Raw genomic sequence first — 16,290 nt, 5'->3', positions numbered from 1 at the left:
TTCACCGAGGCCATGTATACCAAACGTTGGTCAGACCAGCAGATGGCGCCTCAGCCCATCTGGAATGGTGATGCTTGGCTCTACGATCCTAAGAGTGCCGGTGGATGGATGACCGATGAGCTATTACCATTTGCTCAAGTAGGAGAAAAACTCGATTATGGTCGCCGCATGGTTGAGTCTGGTACGCGTGATTTTAATCAAGTAGTGGATACTATTCGTATCGTTATCGGACTTGAAGGCGAATTTAGCAATGGTTGGACTTGGGATGCTTCTTATACTAAAGGTAAGAATGATTCCGTTGACACCTTAGCCAACCTACATAACATAGGCTCGATCAATGATGCAGTACTTGCAGAAGAGTTCGATCCATTCCTACAGACCTCTTGGCAGGGCGAGAGTATCGCGCCATTTATCTATACCGAAGTCAATAGTGGTGGTAGCGAGATGGATATCGTTTCCGCAACTCTTTCCGGTGAAGTTCTCGAAATGCCTGCAGGTTACCTTGGTTTCGCTGCCGGTGTTGAACACCGTACGGAATCAGCTTACTTTACTCCTGATTCGTTAACCGCTCAGGGGTTAGCAAACGATCCACGTGTAGAGTCAACTTCAGGTTCTTTTTATGTGAACGAAGCATTTGTTGAATTTGCAGTGCCACTTTTAAATGACTTACCTATGGCCGAGCAGGTCGATCTTAGTGCCGCATTGCGATATTTCGACTACAACACATTTGGTGATGATCTCACATGGAAACTTGGTTTAACATGGAGACTCAATGACCAGGTCATGATACGTGCTGGTAGCTCTACAGCCTTTAGAGCGCCGACAGTCGATGAGCTTTATGGCGGTAAGTCGCCATCATTTGAACAGGTTCAACATCCTGCATCAGAACAAGACCAAGCTGAAGTTACTGTTGGAGGTAATCCACTGCTAACACCTGAGGAAGCCGATATCACCACAGTGGGCGTTGTTCTCGAACCTAGCTTTATTGACGGTCTATCGTTAACCTTAGATTATTATGATATTGAAATAACCAATGCGATCAATACTGTCGATGACTCCTATGTAGCCAATCAGTGTCTGGGTACCGATGGTAGCCTGATTAATACTGGTACGGCTCTATGTCAGTCTTCCAATATCGCTATAGATGGTACTGGTCGTATTACATTCGACAATGGTCTGCAAAACTTAGGTGGTCAAAAAACTTCTGGTTATGACATCAACATTGCTTATGTATTCGAAGGCCTAGGACTAGATTGGCGTGCATCATTAGATACTTCAATAATCGACACATTTGAAGAAACTGACCAAGATGGCAATATTGTAGATTTTAAAGGCTTCATAACTGCGGGTGCCGGTGCTTATGCAGACTTTAAGTCCAACCTGAACATCACAGCGAGGGCTTCTGATTGGAGTGTTACCTATGAGATGCGTTATATCGATGGTATGACCTCATTCCTGGGCAAGTGTACAGCAAACCCTGCAGATTGTTATGCGCCTACTGTAGATAGCATCATGTATCACGATCTGTCTGGTACATATGACTTCTCAGAAACATTATCATTCTCAGCGGGTGTGAATAACCTGCTTGATGAACAACCACCATACTTCACTGGTAACAATGATTCTAATACAGATCCGTACACTTATGATGTCATGGGTCGCTATTACTTCGTTAGAGCGAGTGTAAGATTCTAAATTAATAGCAGTTAATTGCCAGCCGCACATAGTGATATGTGCGGCTTTTTGTTTCTCTAAAATCGGCATATGATTTTCTTGGTAGTTACTACCTAAATTTTAGCGAATCAGCTGTTTTTATTTACCTTGAACAAAAAAAATAGCGTGATCTGGTTCATCCTTTTGCCATAAGTGATGAGTTCGACGTGCCTTAGTTTAGTTTCTTAAAACTACAGGCCCCAACGTTATAAATTCCCTAGTTAATTTGAATGAAATCGGTAGAAACAGATCCATATGATTACTGCTATTACCCTAGGCTGTTAACGCAATGTAAAAAATGTAGGGCCTTATGTTAAATTCAACATCCGTTTTTAATCAGTACCTTATAATGATAATTGGTCATACTTTGTCGTCTACTTGTTAACTTGCCATAGCTGACTTTGTTCAAAAAGCTACCTTTTGCTGCTTTCCCCCTCTCTAATGCCTTTTTCCACTAGTTTTAGCTCGTTTCAATTGTTGACACAGGTCAACATTTTGTGAAATGATGCCAGCGGTGCTACACCTTTATCGGTGTAGAAAAATAAGATAATAATTAACAATCACAAGAGAAAGACATACTTATGAGCTGGAAATTCTCGCAAATATAAGCGGAATTCCGTGTTGTTAATAAGTTAAACCTTTTTAATTTTACTTCAAATTGGTTGGGAACTATGTCCAAGGTAAGCAATAAAACAAAAATCGCTACAGCGCTCGTAGGCGCACTAGCCTTAGCAGGCTCAAACTTAGTGGTTGCAGATCCTCTTTCTGACGTTCAGAAGGCTGACAGCAAAATTCACGCTGAAGCAGCAACATCGCAAAACAAAGTAGATAAATACTTTGACCAGGCTCAGGACATGGTGTTTGAGTATGGTTCAGTTGCAGATGAGCGCGAATCACTAAAATCTTACAACGATTACGTAGCAGTTCTGGTCGCAGACCAAGAAGCTAGCATGAAATTAATTCAAGAAGACATCAATGGCGTAGATACACTCCGTCAAGGTGTTGTTCCGCTAATGTTTAAGATGGTTGACGCACTAGAGCAGTTTATTGCTCTGGATCTGCCTTTCAACCAAGAAACTCGTGTCGAGCGCGTAAATAATCTTAAGTCGCTATTGAATAGTGCTGAAGTGACACTTGCCGAAAAGTTTCGTCTGATCCTCGATGCATACAGCATAGAGCGTGAATACGGCAGTTTCGTTGCCGTTAAAACAGGTCAGCTCGAACTCGGTGGTAAAGATGTCTTGGTTGATTTCTTCAACCTAGGCCGAGTTGCCCTTTATGCACAGAGCTTAGACCAGAAGTCAGCTTGGATGTTTAACGATGAAACTAAGGCATGGGATCAGCTCGATGACAGCTATCTTCGTGAACTGACTAAAGGTATCCGCATTGCACGTAAACAGGGTGCTCCGGATCTATTCTCGTTACCAATTCCTGCTGCGGAGGCTGCACAATAATGAAGAAGTTAATTACTACAGCAATCGTTGCTGCAACCCTGATTTTATCTTCAGGTATTGCGAGTGCAGCAGATGCGCCTAAGACGATCGACCAGCTGCTTAAGCAGGTTCAGACAGATCGTGCCAACGCTTCGAACACCAATAAGAAGCGTGAGCAAGAGTTCAGAAATGAGCGTGGCGATAAGGCCTCACTGCTTAAGCGTGAAAAGAATGCTTTGGCTGCCGAGCGTCAACGCGGTAAAGATTTAAACCAAGCTTTCTTGGATAATGAGCGCAAAATTGGCGAGTTGGAAGAGAACCTAAAAACGGCTCAAGGTGACTTGGGTGAGATGTTCGGTGTCGTTAAAGGTGATGCCGGTGATTTCTCCGGTAAACTGGTAGCGTCTAACATCAGTGCTCAATATCCTGGGCGTGATGTTTTCATCGCAGAACTTGGTGCGCGTAAGCAGCTGCCAAAGATTGACGAGCTGGAGCGTTTCTGGGAAGAACAGTTATTTGAGATGGCGCAGTCTGGCAAGGTCGTGACCTTCGAAGGTACTGTTACCGATATCGACGGTAGTATTCGTAATACCACCATCACTCGTGTGGGTGCCTTCAACTTACTTTCCGATGGCAAATATGTTGTTTATAACGCCGACCTAGGTCTGATTCAGGAACTATCGCAGCAACCATCCGGTTATCAAGTCAAAACTGTGTCTAAGTTCCAGGATATCACTTCGGGTATAGCACCTCTCTATATAGATCCTATTAAGGGTGTGTTGTTGAGCATCTTCACGCAGAAGCCGACTATCGAAGATCGTATCGAAGCGGGTGGAACCATAGGTTACATCATCATTGGCCTGCTTATTATCGGTGCCATCATCTCGATAGAGCGTATCGTCACGCTTACTCTTGTCGGCGCGAAAGTTAACGCCCAACGCAAGAATCTGGATAACCCAGGTGACAATGCCTTAGGTCGTATTCTTAAGGCTTTCCACGACAACAAAGATGTCGATGTTGAAACGCTGGAACTTAAGCTTGATGAAGCCATTCTGAAAGAGACACCGGCACTAGAAGCGCGTATCTCGATCATTAAGGTACTCGCCGCAATCGCACCTATGATGGGCCTACTCGGTACAGTAACGGGTATGATTGCCACCTTCCAAAGCATCCAGTTGTTCGGTACTAGTGATCCTAAGCTTATGGCTGGCGGTATCTCGATGGCATTGATGACTACGGTACAAGGTCTGGTCGCTGCTCTACCTCTGATGCTTATGCACGCAATTGTTATTGCTCGCAGTAAGTCAATCGTACAGGTACTTGAAGAACAGAGTGCTGGTATGGTTGCTAGTCACGCTGAGAAGAGGAACGCCTAATGTTATTCCTGATGGATATCTGGGATTCCGTCAGGGGCTTTATGGTCGCCGGAGGCGATGTCCTCTGGTTGGTCGCGGCAGTGTTGTTTGTCATGTGGGTATTGATGCTTGAACGTTACTGGTATCTCAATTGGATATCACCAAACGAACATAAGGCAATCATAACCTCATGGGATGCCCGAGAGGATTCTACCTCTTGGTATGCACACCGTATCCGTGAAGCCTGGCTTTCCCAAGCGAAACAAAATTTGAATGCACGTATGCTGTTTATTAAAACCTTAGTCGCCATCTGCCCTATGATAGGTCTGTTAGGCACAGTGACAGGTATGATTTCAGTATTCGATGTGATGGCAGTTCATGGGACGAGTAATGCTCGTATGATGGCAGCTGGTATTTCAATGGCGACCATGCCGACAATGGCGGGAATGGTAGCGGCGTTATCGGGAGTATTCTTTAGTACTCGTCTGGACGCTAAGATGAAAATCAGTTTAGAAAAGCTAAAAGACAGCATGCGTCACCACTAGAGAGAGATTGAACATGGCACGTAGAAAGCATTCCAGCGTGGAAGAGGAAGCTCAAATTGATATGACACCGATGCTAGACATCGTGTTTATCATGTTGATCTTCTTCATTGTAACAACTTCGTTTGTTAAACCTTCTGGCCTTGATTATACCAAGCCCGAAGCGTCTACAGCGACTAAGAAGCCTTCTGCTAACATCTTCATCGGTGTGAGCAAGACAGGAACGATAATGATGGAGAACCGTCTAGTCGATATCGAGCGTGTAACTGCAAACGTAGAACGTATGCTTGCAGAGGCTCCTGAAGCGGCCGTGCTAATCCAAGCCGATAAAGATGCCAAACATGGCCTAGTTATCAAGGTAATGGATAGTGTTAAGAAGGCGGGCGTAGATAAGATTTCTGTATCGGCGGGGAAAGACTAATATGCTTAGAGGAATAGTATCATTACTACTTGGTGGTGCTGTGACTTATGCCTTATTTGTCTTCATGGCATTTTTGATAGGTGGCGGTCCAACCCGCAACGCAGGTTCGACTGAATCACCTATCATAGAAGTAACCATGAGCAAAGAGGATGCATCAGCACAGAAGAAACCTAGGGTTAAACCTAAGCCTCCTGCGCCACCTGAGCAGCCACCTAAGCCGGATATCACTCCGCCTGACAGTTCATCTGACATAGATACCAACATGTCATTTAACATGGGTGGTGTGGTAGCCGGTGGTGCCAATACAGGCTTCAAACTGGGTAACATGATGACACGTGACGGTGATGCTACACCTATCGTTCGTATCCAGCCCCAGTATCCAATTGCTGCAGCACGTGATGGCAAAGAAGGCTGGGTACAGCTTAGCTTCACCATTAACGAACTCGGTGGTGTTGAAGACGTCAAAATTATCAAGGCAGAACCTAAGCGTTTGTTTAACAAAGAAGCAAAACGCGCACTTAAAAAGTGGAAGTATAAGCCTAAGATTGTTGACGGTAAGGCACTTAAGCAACCAGGTATGACAGTTCAGCTGGACTTCACCTTAGAAAAAGGAGGTAGATAACGATGCGTAAACTTAGTTTAAGAACGACGAGTATAGCTGCCGCCCTAATCCTTTCTTTTGGTGGTAGTTTAGCACTCGTTCCAGCAGTATCTGCTGTCGAGAAATGTCCTATCGAGAAGCGCAAGTCTAAGGCCGTTGGCCAGAGTGCAGCCAAGAAAGTGCAAAAATCTTTCAAAGCTTACACCGAAGGCAGCCTCGATGAAGCTATCGCAATCTTACTCGAGTCCAACCCAAAGAGTAAATTCGATACAGCATATGTTGACCGTATGTTGGGTAATTTCTACGCCGAAAAAGCGCAGATGGATACGGCTATCAAGTATCTTAAGACTGCGGTCGATGCGGATATCTTAGGTGGAACGGATCATGCCGCGACGCTGAAGCTTTATGCTGATCTCTTGATCCAAGAGAAGATGTTTAAAGAATCGATCACCTATTACTACAAGTGGATGGCGTTTACCTGTAAAGAGGATGCCCAAGTCTACCGTCGTATAGGTATTGGTTACTCGGAGCAGAAGAACTGGAACAAGGTTCTTGAGGTTGCTGACAAGGGGCTAGCACTGTCTGATAAGCCTGATAAGGGCCTGTATCAGATGAAGCTAACGGCTTACTTCAATCAGAAGAAGTATCCAGAAGCGGTAAAAGTGCTTGAGACCATGGTGCCACTATTCTCAGACGATAAACGTCTTTGGGTTCAGTTAGCTCAGTTTTATCTGATGACTGAAAAGTACACTAAGTCACTCGCAACCTACGATCTTGCTTATAAGAATGGTTTTCTTGAGACTGCGGGTAACATCACGCGTTTAGCTCAGCTACTAGCACAGAATGGTTCGCCATACCGTGCAGCCAAGATATATGAGAAGCACATGAAGGCAGGCACGATCAAAGAGGATGAGAAAACTCTTGGGATCTTGGCTGGTTTCTATCACAACGCGAAAGAGTTGAGAGAAGCTGCTTCATATTATGGTAAGGCTGCAGATGCGGGTAACAATGGCAAATATTATCTAAGACAGGGTCGAATCCTGTCTCTGGATGGTAAGTCTAAAGCCGCTGTTCGTGCGTTGAAAAAGTCACTCGACGCAGGCATTGAATATCCTGGTGAGGCTCAATTTGAGCTAGCACTTGCTTATCTAAACCTTAAGCAATATAAGTCGGCTTATTCACGTGCTAAGTTAGCGGCGAAGGATAAGAAGACGGCTCGTGCAGCGAAGAGTTACCTCTCTTATATCAAAGAAAAGGCACGTGTTCATAACGTAGCATTGTAACTTTACTTGATTAAATGAGCCTTTTAAAAGCCCCGCAAGGGGCTTTTTTATTGCTGTGAATCCCTAGGAAATTATAATCTTACTTAGCACTTATCACCTTCATTTACTGCATCTGTCTCAACTCAACATGTCGATTTCTTTCCATCTCTAACTCATGAGTTAAATCCTCTACGTCTTTGAAAATTAATTCTATGCTCAGGTTACGCGCCGGTGTGCAAGTATAACCAGCGAGCTCATAATCAATGTGACTGGTGTGTTTTTTGGCATATTCTAAATTGAAGATCTCGATCTTCTGTTCAATTCTATGTAGCACTATCTGAGTGCCAGCTGCATCAATGTTGAATAAGCCTAACGCAAAGCTGTTATTGTTGAGCCGTGCTACCAGATCTGTTGTTCTTAAGATGGCTTCTTGTACCTGTTTCATAAAAAGTTCAAGCAGATGAGGTTGCTTAACTGTTTCATGTATGTGCGGGCATAGATATAATAGCGCTAGACTTTGGTGATCTCTGATGTGGCGATGCCATTCGCGGTTAAATACCTCCATAAAGTAGGTTCGATTATAGACGCCAGTTTCTGGATCTCTGAAACCTGAGTTGCGAAATGAATAGATCATTGACTGACTCCTTTTCGGTCCTATAAAGAAGATTGAGATAGCTGCATCAATATAGCAGTACGAAGAAAGTCGCACCTTGGTATTAAGTATAGAAAATAACAAGCAATTGCACCGATTATAGGGAAAGAAACAGATGAGAAGAGCTTTTTTAGCCGTAACAATAGGATTAGTACTGGGGATCACAGGCTGTTCAGACAATGAGAATCCAGCGAGTAAGGATACAAGTTCAGCAGCCATCGGCGCATCTTCTGAGGTATCGCAGACCAGCCTGAATGAGCTGGCATCAGCCGAGCAGGCTTATCTGCTATTGGTGGACGATTTTTTTAAGGACTACCTTAAACTTGAGCCTGTCTATGCCACATTTGTAGGAGTGAATGACTATAACGATCAGTTTGGCGGCGCGCTTACCAATGAGTATCTGAAGTCGCGTCATGATCTCAATACCAGCTATAAGGCAAGAGTTGAAAAAATAGACCGGAGCCGCTTATCTCCCAAGTTACAACTCAGTTATGACATGTTTTACTATGATAGAAATGTGGCTCTGGTAGATGAAACATTCCCAGCCCGTTTCATGCCAATGAACCAGTTTTACAGCACAGTTATTAGCATGGTGCAGCTGGGCAGTGGTGAGAGTGCTCAACCATTTAACACCGTCGAAGACTATCATAACTGGGCAGCTCGTTTAACGGGCTTCATCACCTGGACTCAGCTCGCACAAGAGCGTATGGATGAGGGGGCAAGAAGTAAGGTGGTTCTGCCTCGGGTGTTAGTCGAGCGCATCATTCCTCAGCTTAAGGCCCAACTTGTCGATGATGCCAGCCAGAGTTTGTTCTACGCGCCAATAAATAATCTGCCTATGAGCTTCTCAGATACGGAGAAGGCCGAGCTGACCGCCAGTTACACTCAGCTTATCAATCAAGAGCTAATCCCGGCATTAGCCTCGTTAACTGAGTATTTCGAGACTAAATATCTGCCAGTTGCGCGAGCGAGTGACGGTTGGTGGGGCTTACCTAACGGTAAAGTCTGGTATCAGCATCTGGCAAATTCCCACACCACGACCCTGATGCCTGTAGACGAAATTCATCAGATTGGTCTTAGTGAAGTGGCCCGCATCCTGTCTGAGATGGATAAGGTACGTGAGCAGGTGAATTTTAAGGGAGGTCTGAAGGCCTTCTTCGCCTCTTTGTCATCTGAATCACAATATTACTTCACCGATCGCCAGGATCTTATCGATGGTTATATGACCCTTAAAAAGCAGATAAATGCTGAGCTAGCTCAGTATTTTAATATCATGCCCAAGGCCGATTATGTGGTTAAACCGGTGGAAAGCTTCCGTGAGCAGTCAGCCGCAGGTGCATCATATGAATCGCCAGCCGTCGATGGCTCTCGTCCTGGTGTGTTCTATATCAACACCTATAACTTAAAAGCTCAGCCTAGATGGGGGATGACGACACTGTCTCTGCATGAAGCGGCCCCTGGACATCACTTCCAGATCGCCATTAAGCAAGAGTTAACCGGAGTACCTGAGTTCCAACGTTTTGGTAACTACACGGCGTTCGAAGAAGGTTGGGCCTTGTACGCCGAAAACTTAGGGATTGAGATGGGATTGTTTAACGATCCTTATCAGTATTTTGGCAAGCTGTCTGATGAGATGCTACGCGCCATGCGACTCGTGGTCGATACCGGCCTTCACGCTAAAGGTTGGACCCGTGAACAAGCGATTCAATACATGAAAGATAACTCGCCCATGGCTGAGTCAGACATCATCGCCGAAGTTGAGCGCTATATGGCAATACCTGGCCAGGCTTTGTCCTACAAAGTGGGTCAACTCAAAATCTTGTCGCTTAGAGCCGAAGCGGAAGCTGCATTAGGCGATAAATTCGACTTAAAAGCCTTCCATGATCAAATCTTAACCTCAGGTTCTCTGCCTATGGCGGTGATGGAGTCGAAGATCCATCATTGGATAGAAACGCAGAAGTAATCTATTGCGATATTAGTTAAACACAGTTTCATCAGCTAAAACCTTTTTAATCCCAGCTTTTATCAATATACTAGGGCTGAATTTAATTATTTTATTGTCATTTTCTATACCCTGTATAGATTTGGTGGCCAATTTCAAAATTTAGGAGTTACAACATGGTACAAGCCACAGCAAGACATCTATTAGTGAGCAGCGAAGACAAATGTGAAGCGCTTAAGCAAGAGATCTTAGGCGGAGCAGATTTTGCTGATGTGGCAAAGGCTAACTCGTCTTGTCCATCGAGCGCTCAAGGTGGTGATCTTGGCTCTTTTGGTCCTGGCATGATGGTTAAAGAGTTTGATGAAGTCGTGTTCCATGCGCCTTTGAATGAAGTTCAAGGCCCAGTTAAGACACAATTTGGCTATCACCTGCTTGAAGTGACAAGCCGCGGATAATTAGTAAAGGCCCTCTCTATGCTTGAACTTTATACCGATAGACTCAGACTTCGCAGTCTTAGAGCCGATGATTGGGATAATTTTTTGATGCTTCATCAAGATCCTATTATCAATCAATTTGTTAGGCGCCCAGTTGAGGAGTCTGTGATACGGGAAAAGTTCGAGCATAGACTCGCACCTTGGCAATATAGATCCGGTGACTGGTTGACTCTGGTTATCGAGGAGCTGGGAACCGATAAATTTATCGGCTATAGCGGATTATATTGTGCCAGTCATGAGTTTGACCACGCCGAAGTGGGTTACATGTTAGCCAACGAAGGCCAAGGTCAGGGCTATGCGACAGAGGGTCTTAAGGCGGTCATTGACTGGGCTTGCTTAAGCTTTAAGGTACACAAGTTTATCGGCCTGTGTGCGAAACAGAATATCGCATCGACAAGAGTGTTAGAGAAAAATGGCTTCCAACTGGAAGGTGTGCTCAGAGACAACGTTAAAATCGATGATATCTGGTTTGATGATTGCACTTATGGCCTATTGAGTCATGAAAGAGGCGAATAGGTATTATCCTTGTCTAAGCTCGGTGCTATAATCTCATAAGAATTTTGATTAAAGGTAATACGTGTGACAGCACAAATAGAAACCTTGGCCCTATTGCCAGGTGAAGACTACATAGAGCTATATAAGATTTTGAAAGTCCAAGCCATGATTGGCGGGGGCGGTGAAGCTAAATTCGTGATTAGTGAAGGCAAGGTAACCGTTGACGGTGAAGTTGAGACCCGTAAGCGCAAAAAAGTCAGGGCTGGTGAAGTCGTTTGTTTCAATGGCGAGTCAGTACAGATAGTCACCGCACCTTAATGGGTGATTGACTTGCACTTAAGTGGAGTAATAAATGCAATTTCCAGATGATGATAATGGCAAGATGCTCGCTGCGATGGCCGATGCGGGTATCGATCTGACCAAGCAACTCGATGTCGACTTCTTCCTTGTTTTTGATGATCAAAGAGATGCCGAGTATGCGTCTGAAGAGCTGGCGAAATCAGAGCTTGAAGGTGAGATGGAGCTTCATCTTAATGACGATCTTGGCCAGTGGGAGCTGATAGTGTGTATTCCCATGGTTCCTGAGTATCAAGCTATAGTCGTTCAAGAAGTAGAGCTCAATACATTTGCTCAAGAATTCGGCGGCGTGACCGATGGTTGGGGCGTGATGCAGCATCAAGATGGCGACGATGAATTTGCCGATGATGAGCATGAATGCAGTGACGAGTGTAAGCACTAGTCGATCTGTTGCGCATTTCGATTGATGCCACTTGCTGGCGTTTTTATTGGGTTTACATCGCTAAGCCATAAGATGACAGATATCTTGTATTAAGCCGCTACTTGATGGCGTTTTTATTGGGTTTACATCGCTAAGCTATAAGATGACAGATATCTTGTATTAAGCCACCATTTGAGTGGCTTTTTTTATGCTGGTTACTCGGTGACGCTGCGGCTTACGAGCACCAGGTTAGGGGCTAGTTACGATAAGGGGCAAATATCTCCAGTAACCAGTCAATAAAAACTTGGGCCTTGAGGGGCAGCTTACTGGATTTTGGCGTCAGTACGTAGTAGATGTAAGGACTGGTGAAACCTGTATCGAAGGGGATAACCAGGCTGCCATTACTCAGCTGCTCTTCGATAAAAAATCTTGGGATTAGCGCCACCCCCATGCCTCCGGCTGCAGCTTGGCTAAGCATATAGAAATGTTCCATGCCAAACTTCTTATCTGTGGTCAGGGTCAGTCCAACTTGCTGCGACCAATAAGGCCAGAGTTCGGGCCTGGTCGTGTGTTTAAGCAAGGTCATCTTGTTGATGTCTTCGACAGTTTTTAGCTGCTCGGCTACCCGAGGAGAGCAGACCAAACACAGGTCTTCATCCATTAACTTGATAAAATTAGCATCGTTAGGTTCGTGTTTAGCACTCCTGATGGCGATATCACAGCGGCGGTTATTGAAATCGACCGCAAAGTCGCCGATGGACAGATCGACATACAGGTGAGGATGTCGTCTTTTAAACTCCTCCATCCGAGGGATAAGCCAATTGATGGTGAGGCTAGGCAAGACGTTGATAGACAGTGTCTGTGCTCGCATCTGTTGGGATTTTATCTCAGCGGTCGCATTATTGATGGTCTGCAACGCCGATTGCACTTGAATGAGGTATCGCTGGGCATCATCGGTGAGCAATACATTTTTATGCTGGCGAATGAATAAGGGGACGCCTATAAATGATTCCAATCCCTTGATTTGTTTACTGATAGCGCCATGAGTGACAAAGAGTTCGTTGGCTGCCTTGCTAAAACTCAAGTGTCTCGCGGCAGATTCAAAAGCCAAGAGTGAATTGAGTGGTGGAAGAGGTGAATGCATCATGTCCCCGTTGACTGTCTGCGTGAGAAAACCTCACTCTATGTGGACGATAACTCCTTTGCGTATATTGTGCAAATATCGTCTAATACGCCATCGTTAATAGCTTATATATTCTGAGAACCATCTATGCCATTGGAACTATCCTATGAACTTATCGCACTCCTGTTTGGCGTGGCCATGCTCGCAGGCTTTATCGATGCGATTGCCGGCGGCGGAGGGTTAATCACTATTCCAGCGCTCATGTGGGCAGGTCTTCCGCCTACCGCGGCATTGGCGACCAATAAACTGCAGGCCTGTGGTGGCAGTTTCTTTGCCAGCCTCTATTTTGTGCGTAAGGGCATGGTGAAAATTGCTGAGATGAAGTTAGCCATCGCTTGTGCCTTTGTCGGTGCAGCCATCGGCGCCATAGCCGTACAGATGATTGATACCGCTTTCTTAGAGACATTGTTGCCATTTTTAATTTTAGGCATTGGTGGCTACTTCCTGTTTTCAAAGAAGATCAGCGAAGAGGACAAGCATCAAGTATTTACCCCTGTCATGTTTGGTTTTACGGCCGCATTCGGTGTTGGGCTATATGATGGATTCTTTGGCCCTGGAACCGGCAGTTTCTTCGCATTAGCCTTCGTGTCTCTTGCAGGTTTTGGCCTAGCCAAGGCCACCGCTCATGCGAAAGTGCTCAACTTCGCGACCAATATCGCCGCACTCATCTTTTTTGCCATCGGTGGCAAGGTCTTCTGGATGCTCGGCGGCATCATGCTCGTTGGGCAGGCAATTGGCGCCACTCTAGGCTCACGTATGGTAGTGACACGGGGGGCAAAAATTATCAAACCTCTGGTAGTGACCATGTCTATCGCCATGAGCGTTAAGTTACTGTCGACTCAGTATGATCTGTTTGCTTGGGTTTAAGCAGGTCTTGGCATCCAGGCCGATTTACATTTTCGTTTTGCTTCATCTGGTTTCACTGCTTCGATATCAGTGATCATCGACATTAAGGTACTCCTCAACCATTGATGTGCTGCGCTCTGGTTGGTGCGTTTATGCCATATCATATAATGCTCAATGGGATGAGTATCGAACGGCAGGGGAAACGTTTGCAGGTTAAAAATGTCAGCGTAATTGTCACTGATACTTTGCGGCGTTATACAAAGCACTTGGCTGCTCGAAGCGAGTGCTAAGCCAGATATGATCGAGTCACAGTTAGCCGCAATTTTTCGGTCTTGTAAGGGGACCTTGCTAAGTTCTCGAATTGCATGGTGACCATAGCGGCGCATTTTTATGCCAATATGCGTAGATTGATAAAATTGTTCTAGACTGATCTTACCTTGAATTGTTTTATGTTTCTTTGAGCAACAAATTAACACTCTCTCTTGATGGAATGGCGTGCATTCAAAAGAATTATGCACAGAAGCCCCAATGTCGATAGCGAGATCAACTTGCTGAAGACTCAATTGTTCTAATAAGGTTTCTTGTGTGGCCGGTGCGATGATGAGTTCAATATTACAGTTACCTAATCTTGAGCTGTCATCAATTAATGGCAGTAAAAGCAATAGCATAGGCTCGGCCGCGAAGATTTTAAACGTACGAGGATGGCTTGCATCAAATTGCTTTAAGTTGACTATCGAGCTGGCAATGGCGGCTAAATGGGGATCTATCTCTTGCGCCAATTGAATTGCAACATTTGATGGGCTAATGCCACGGCCTTCCCGTAGAAATAACTGTTCACCCAGTTGCAATGATAATCGCTTCAACATGCCACTCACCGCCGGTTGTGTGGTACCTAATGACTCGGCCGCTAAGGTAATTGAATTTAAGCGGTAAACCTCAGAAAACACCCTCAGCAAGTTTAGATCTAGCTTATCTTTCATCTGACTCATCTTATTTAGTGATGTTTAATATATAAAAACCATTATATATTTGTATGTGAGTTTTGGCCACAATATCAACAACAAAAGCTTAGAAATGATTGATTCTTCAACTGAACAAGGCGGGAACTATGACAATGTTTGCAAAGCTTTCAACAATCACTGTGGCTATATTCATGGCTTCATCGGCGTTCGCGGCAGATCCTATGACGCAATATGAGATGAAAGAAGTCGATAGTAAAATAAAAAACACTCAAAAATATGTGTTCCAAGATTCCCAATCCTTAGAAGATTTTAAGAAGAGTCAACCCAAGGGTAAGCTCTACTCGAGCCAAGAAGAGGTGATGGCGGTATTAGCCGGTGGGGTAAATACACACCCAAGCCACGGTGATAAAGCCTGGAAAGAAGGACTCATGTTTGAAGGTATTGCCCCCTACGGCGATCACATGATATCCGGTTCTAACTGGTATCCACGTACTGAAGAAGTGCAACCTGATGAGATGCGAGTCACCTTCATGGGCACATCGCCTCTGATCCGTCCCGGACAGATGAATACCTCTATCTACGTAGAGCTGGGTAACGGCTCAAATTTCGTTTTTGACATCGGCGAAGGTTCGGTAGCTAACTATATTGCAGCGGGTGTAGCGCTCAATGAGCTCGACCATATTTTTATTACCCATCTACACGTAGATCACTACAACGCACTGCCTTACATCTATCAATTTGGTGGCTGGAATGGGCGCTGGGAAAAACCTCTCAATGTTTATGGTCCCAGCGGTGCCACACCTGAGTATGGCACCCGTCATATGATCGAAGGCATGAAGATGATGACTAACTGGCATACCGATGCATTCGATGTATTCCCAGCCGGTAACGACATTGTGGTGCATGAGTTTGATTTCCGTGACGATGGTGGGGTGATTTACGATCAAGACAACGTGCAAGTCATTCACTGGCGTCGCAGCCATGCCAAAGATGGCGCCTCAGGCTATCGTCTAAACTGGACTCAAAAAGATGGTCGCGTATTGTCAATGGTGTGGACAGGTGATGGTCGCCCGACTGAACTCGATCTTAAATACGCCAAGGGTGCGGACTTGTTTATTACTGAGCTGCAAACTGAATTGTTTGGTATTTCCTCTATCATTCAAGGTATACCCCCATTTTTAGCTCGTTATACCGTGGATACGCATCACACACCAGCTTATGCGGCCGGTTATGTTGCCAATCAAGTACAACCACGCTTGTTTATGACGACGCATATGACATATGACGCTTACTTGAATGAAGAAACCGTTGCTGAGGTACGTGAACACTGGAAAGGACCGTACCACTTTGGTGCTCCCGATGGCATCGTGGTTAACATGACCAAGGATAATGCCTGGGTTCGTGAAGGCATACTGCCGGACTTCCCGAATGCCCGAGCGCCACAATTCGATTTAGCCGATGGCACTGAGTTTCGTATTCCAATGCCAAAGAACACTCGAGCCGATATTCAACAGCAAGAGATGCGTGACTTAGAGATAGATCCTAAATTGTACTATCCTGAAGGTTACATGCCTGAGCTGCTGACCGAATGGCCCGCCGATCGCGATATTGTGCTTCCGGCCGAGCAACTTCCAGACTCGCTCAGGAAGGGGATGAACACTAAACAGGAAT

The 16,290-nt window shown here is 45.1% G+C and carries 17 protein-coding genes; 14 read left to right on the top strand and 3 right to left on the bottom strand.

All coding sequences use genetic code 11. From position 1 onward, the window contains the following. The 7 genes from HRU42_RS18005 to HRU42_RS17975 all read left to right on the top strand — a co-directional run. Positions 1-1,695: TonB-dependent receptor (locus HRU42_RS18005; RefSeq protein ID WP_295033093.1), on the top strand; the 1,695-nt coding region annotated here is incomplete at its 5' end. Positions 1,696-2,384: 689 nt separating this feature from the next. Further along, on the top strand, positions 2,385-3,167 hold the full coding sequence (locus tag HRU42_RS18000) for a DUF3450 domain-containing protein (protein ID WP_295033091.1): 783 nt from the start codon (positions 2,385-2,387) through the stop codon (positions 3,165-3,167). Continuing rightward, positions 3,167-4,522 carry a MotA/TolQ/ExbB proton channel family protein gene (locus HRU42_RS17995; protein ID WP_295033089.1) on the top strand — a complete coding sequence of 452 codons (1,356 nt, stop codon included), beginning with the start codon at positions 3,167-3,169 and terminating at the stop codon, positions 4,520-4,522. The genes HRU42_RS18000 and HRU42_RS17995 overlap by 1 nt, the downstream gene beginning before the upstream one ends. Continuing rightward, positions 4,522-5,046, top strand: coding sequence for a MotA/TolQ/ExbB proton channel family protein (locus HRU42_RS17990; protein ID WP_295033087.1), 525 nt, complete (start codon positions 4,522-4,524; stop codon positions 5,044-5,046). Before HRU42_RS17995 ends, HRU42_RS17990 begins: the two co-directional genes overlap by 1 nt. Positions 5,047-5,059: 13 nt before the next feature. Then, entirely contained in the window at positions 5,060-5,464 is a 405-nt protein-coding gene (locus tag HRU42_RS17985) for a biopolymer transporter ExbD (RefSeq protein ID WP_041419965.1), read from the top strand. 1 nt (position 5,465) lies between these two features. Continuing rightward, a complete protein-coding gene (locus HRU42_RS17980; RefSeq protein ID WP_295033085.1) occupies positions 5,466-6,086 on the top strand; it encodes an energy transducer TonB in 621 nt (206 codons plus the stop codon). 2 nt (positions 6,087-6,088) lie between these two features. Next, positions 6,089-7,348, top strand: coding sequence for a tetratricopeptide repeat protein (locus HRU42_RS17975; protein ID WP_295033071.1), 1,260 nt, complete (start codon positions 6,089-6,091; stop codon positions 7,346-7,348). A 103-nt stretch (positions 7,349-7,451) separates the two neighbouring features. Here HRU42_RS17975 and HRU42_RS17970 read toward each other — a convergent pair whose 3' ends face one another. Beyond that, on the bottom strand, positions 7,452-7,961 hold the full coding sequence (locus HRU42_RS17970; protein ID WP_295033069.1) for a diguanylate cyclase: 510 nt from the start codon (positions 7,959-7,961) through the stop codon (positions 7,452-7,454). A gap of 133 nt (positions 7,962-8,094) precedes the next feature. Between HRU42_RS17970 and HRU42_RS17965 the strand changes: the two genes are divergently transcribed. The 5 genes from HRU42_RS17965 (at position 8,095) to HRU42_RS17945 (ending at position 11,649) form a co-directional block, all read left to right on the top strand. Continuing rightward, the gene (locus HRU42_RS17965; RefSeq protein ID WP_295033067.1) at positions 8,095-9,942 is read left to right on the top strand and encodes a DUF885 family protein; all 1,848 of its coding nucleotides are present in this window, start codon (positions 8,095-8,097) and stop codon (positions 9,940-9,942) included. A gap of 155 nt (positions 9,943-10,097) precedes the next feature. Next, on the top strand, positions 10,098-10,376 hold the full coding sequence (locus HRU42_RS17960) for a peptidylprolyl isomerase (RefSeq protein WP_295033066.1): 279 nt from the start codon (positions 10,098-10,100) through the stop codon (positions 10,374-10,376). An 18-nt stretch (positions 10,377-10,394) separates the two neighbouring features. After that, a complete protein-coding gene (locus HRU42_RS17955) occupies positions 10,395-10,931 on the top strand; it encodes a GNAT family protein (RefSeq protein WP_295033064.1) in 537 nt (178 codons plus the stop codon). 63 nt (positions 10,932-10,994) lie between these two features. Further along, positions 10,995-11,228 carry an RNA-binding S4 domain-containing protein gene (locus HRU42_RS17950; protein WP_295033063.1) on the top strand — a complete coding sequence of 78 codons (234 nt, stop codon included), beginning with the start codon at positions 10,995-10,997 and terminating at the stop codon, positions 11,226-11,228. A 34-nt stretch (positions 11,229-11,262) separates the two neighbouring features. After that, entirely contained in the window at positions 11,263-11,649 is a 387-nt protein-coding gene (locus HRU42_RS17945; protein WP_295033061.1) for a ribonuclease E inhibitor RraB, read from the top strand. 235 nt (positions 11,650-11,884) lie between these two features. Here HRU42_RS17945 and gcvA read toward each other — a convergent pair whose 3' ends face one another. After that, positions 11,885-12,772, bottom strand: a complete 888-nt coding sequence (gcvA, locus tag HRU42_RS17940; RefSeq protein WP_295033059.1) for a transcriptional regulator GcvA — start codon at positions 12,770-12,772, stop codon at positions 11,885-11,887. Between the two features lie 126 nt (positions 12,773-12,898). Between gcvA and HRU42_RS17935 the strand changes: the two genes are divergently transcribed. After that, positions 12,899-13,678, top strand: coding sequence for a TSUP family transporter (locus HRU42_RS17935; RefSeq protein WP_295033056.1), 780 nt, complete (start codon positions 12,899-12,901; stop codon positions 13,676-13,678). On the opposite strand, the gene HRU42_RS17930 is transcribed toward HRU42_RS17935, so the two are convergent. Further along, positions 13,675-14,637 (bottom strand): LysR family transcriptional regulator, encoded by a 963-nt coding sequence (locus HRU42_RS17930; protein WP_295033053.1) that lies wholly within the window; start codon positions 14,635-14,637, stop codon positions 13,675-13,677. The genes HRU42_RS17935 and HRU42_RS17930 overlap by 4 nt on opposite strands. A 128-nt stretch (positions 14,638-14,765) precedes the next feature. Between HRU42_RS17930 and gntH the strand changes: the two genes are divergently transcribed. Further along, the coding region (gene gntH / locus HRU42_RS17925) for a guanitoxin biosynthesis MBL fold metallo-hydrolase GntH (RefSeq protein ID WP_295033051.1) at positions 14,766-16,290 on the top strand (1,525 nt) is incomplete at its 3' end.

It is taken from the genome of Shewanella sp. (assembly GCF_013214165.1).
Lineage (GTDB): Bacteria > Pseudomonadota > Gammaproteobacteria > Enterobacterales > Shewanellaceae > Shewanella.
Note: the sequence above shows the minus strand (reverse complement) of the source record. Positions and strands in the feature narration are given on the sequence as shown.

Excerpts from the sequence above, each read along its gene's own strand:
- HRU42_RS18000 (WP_295033091.1), top strand. The coding sequence starts at position 2,385 with ATGTCCAAGGTAAGCAATAAAACAAAAATCGCTACAGCGCTCGTAGGC.
- HRU42_RS17965 (WP_295033067.1), top strand. The coding sequence starts at position 8,095 with ATGAGAAGAGCTTTTTTAGCCGTAACAATAGGATTAGTACTGGGGATC.
- HRU42_RS17960 (WP_295033066.1), top strand. The coding sequence starts at position 10,098 with ATGGTACAAGCCACAGCAAGACATCTATTAGTGAGCAGCGAAGACAAA.
- gcvA (WP_295033059.1), bottom strand. The coding sequence starts at position 12,772 with ATGCATTCACCTCTTCCACCACTCAATTCACTCTTGGCTTTTGAATCT.
- HRU42_RS17930 (WP_295033053.1), bottom strand. The coding sequence starts at position 14,637 with ATGAAAGATAAGCTAGATCTAAACTTGCTGAGGGTGTTTTCTGAGGTT.
- HRU42_RS17980 (WP_295033085.1), top strand. The coding sequence starts at position 5,466 with ATGCTTAGAGGAATAGTATCATTACTACTTGGTGGTGCTGTGACTTAT.
- HRU42_RS17970 (WP_295033069.1), bottom strand. The coding sequence starts at position 7,961 with ATGATCTATTCATTTCGCAACTCAGGTTTCAGAGATCCAGAAACTGGC.
- HRU42_RS17945 (WP_295033061.1), top strand. The coding sequence starts at position 11,263 with ATGCAATTTCCAGATGATGATAATGGCAAGATGCTCGCTGCGATGGCC.
- HRU42_RS17955 (WP_295033064.1), top strand. The coding sequence starts at position 10,395 with ATGCTTGAACTTTATACCGATAGACTCAGACTTCGCAGTCTTAGAGCC.
- HRU42_RS17995 (WP_295033089.1), top strand. The coding sequence starts at position 3,167 with ATGAAGAAGTTAATTACTACAGCAATCGTTGCTGCAACCCTGATTTTA.
- HRU42_RS17985 (WP_041419965.1), top strand. The coding sequence starts at position 5,060 with ATGGCACGTAGAAAGCATTCCAGCGTGGAAGAGGAAGCTCAAATTGAT.
- HRU42_RS17975 (WP_295033071.1), top strand. The coding sequence starts at position 6,089 with ATGCGTAAACTTAGTTTAAGAACGACGAGTATAGCTGCCGCCCTAATC.
- HRU42_RS17935 (WP_295033056.1), top strand. The coding sequence starts at position 12,899 with ATGCCATTGGAACTATCCTATGAACTTATCGCACTCCTGTTTGGCGTG.
- HRU42_RS17990 (WP_295033087.1), top strand. The coding sequence starts at position 4,522 with ATGTTATTCCTGATGGATATCTGGGATTCCGTCAGGGGCTTTATGGTC.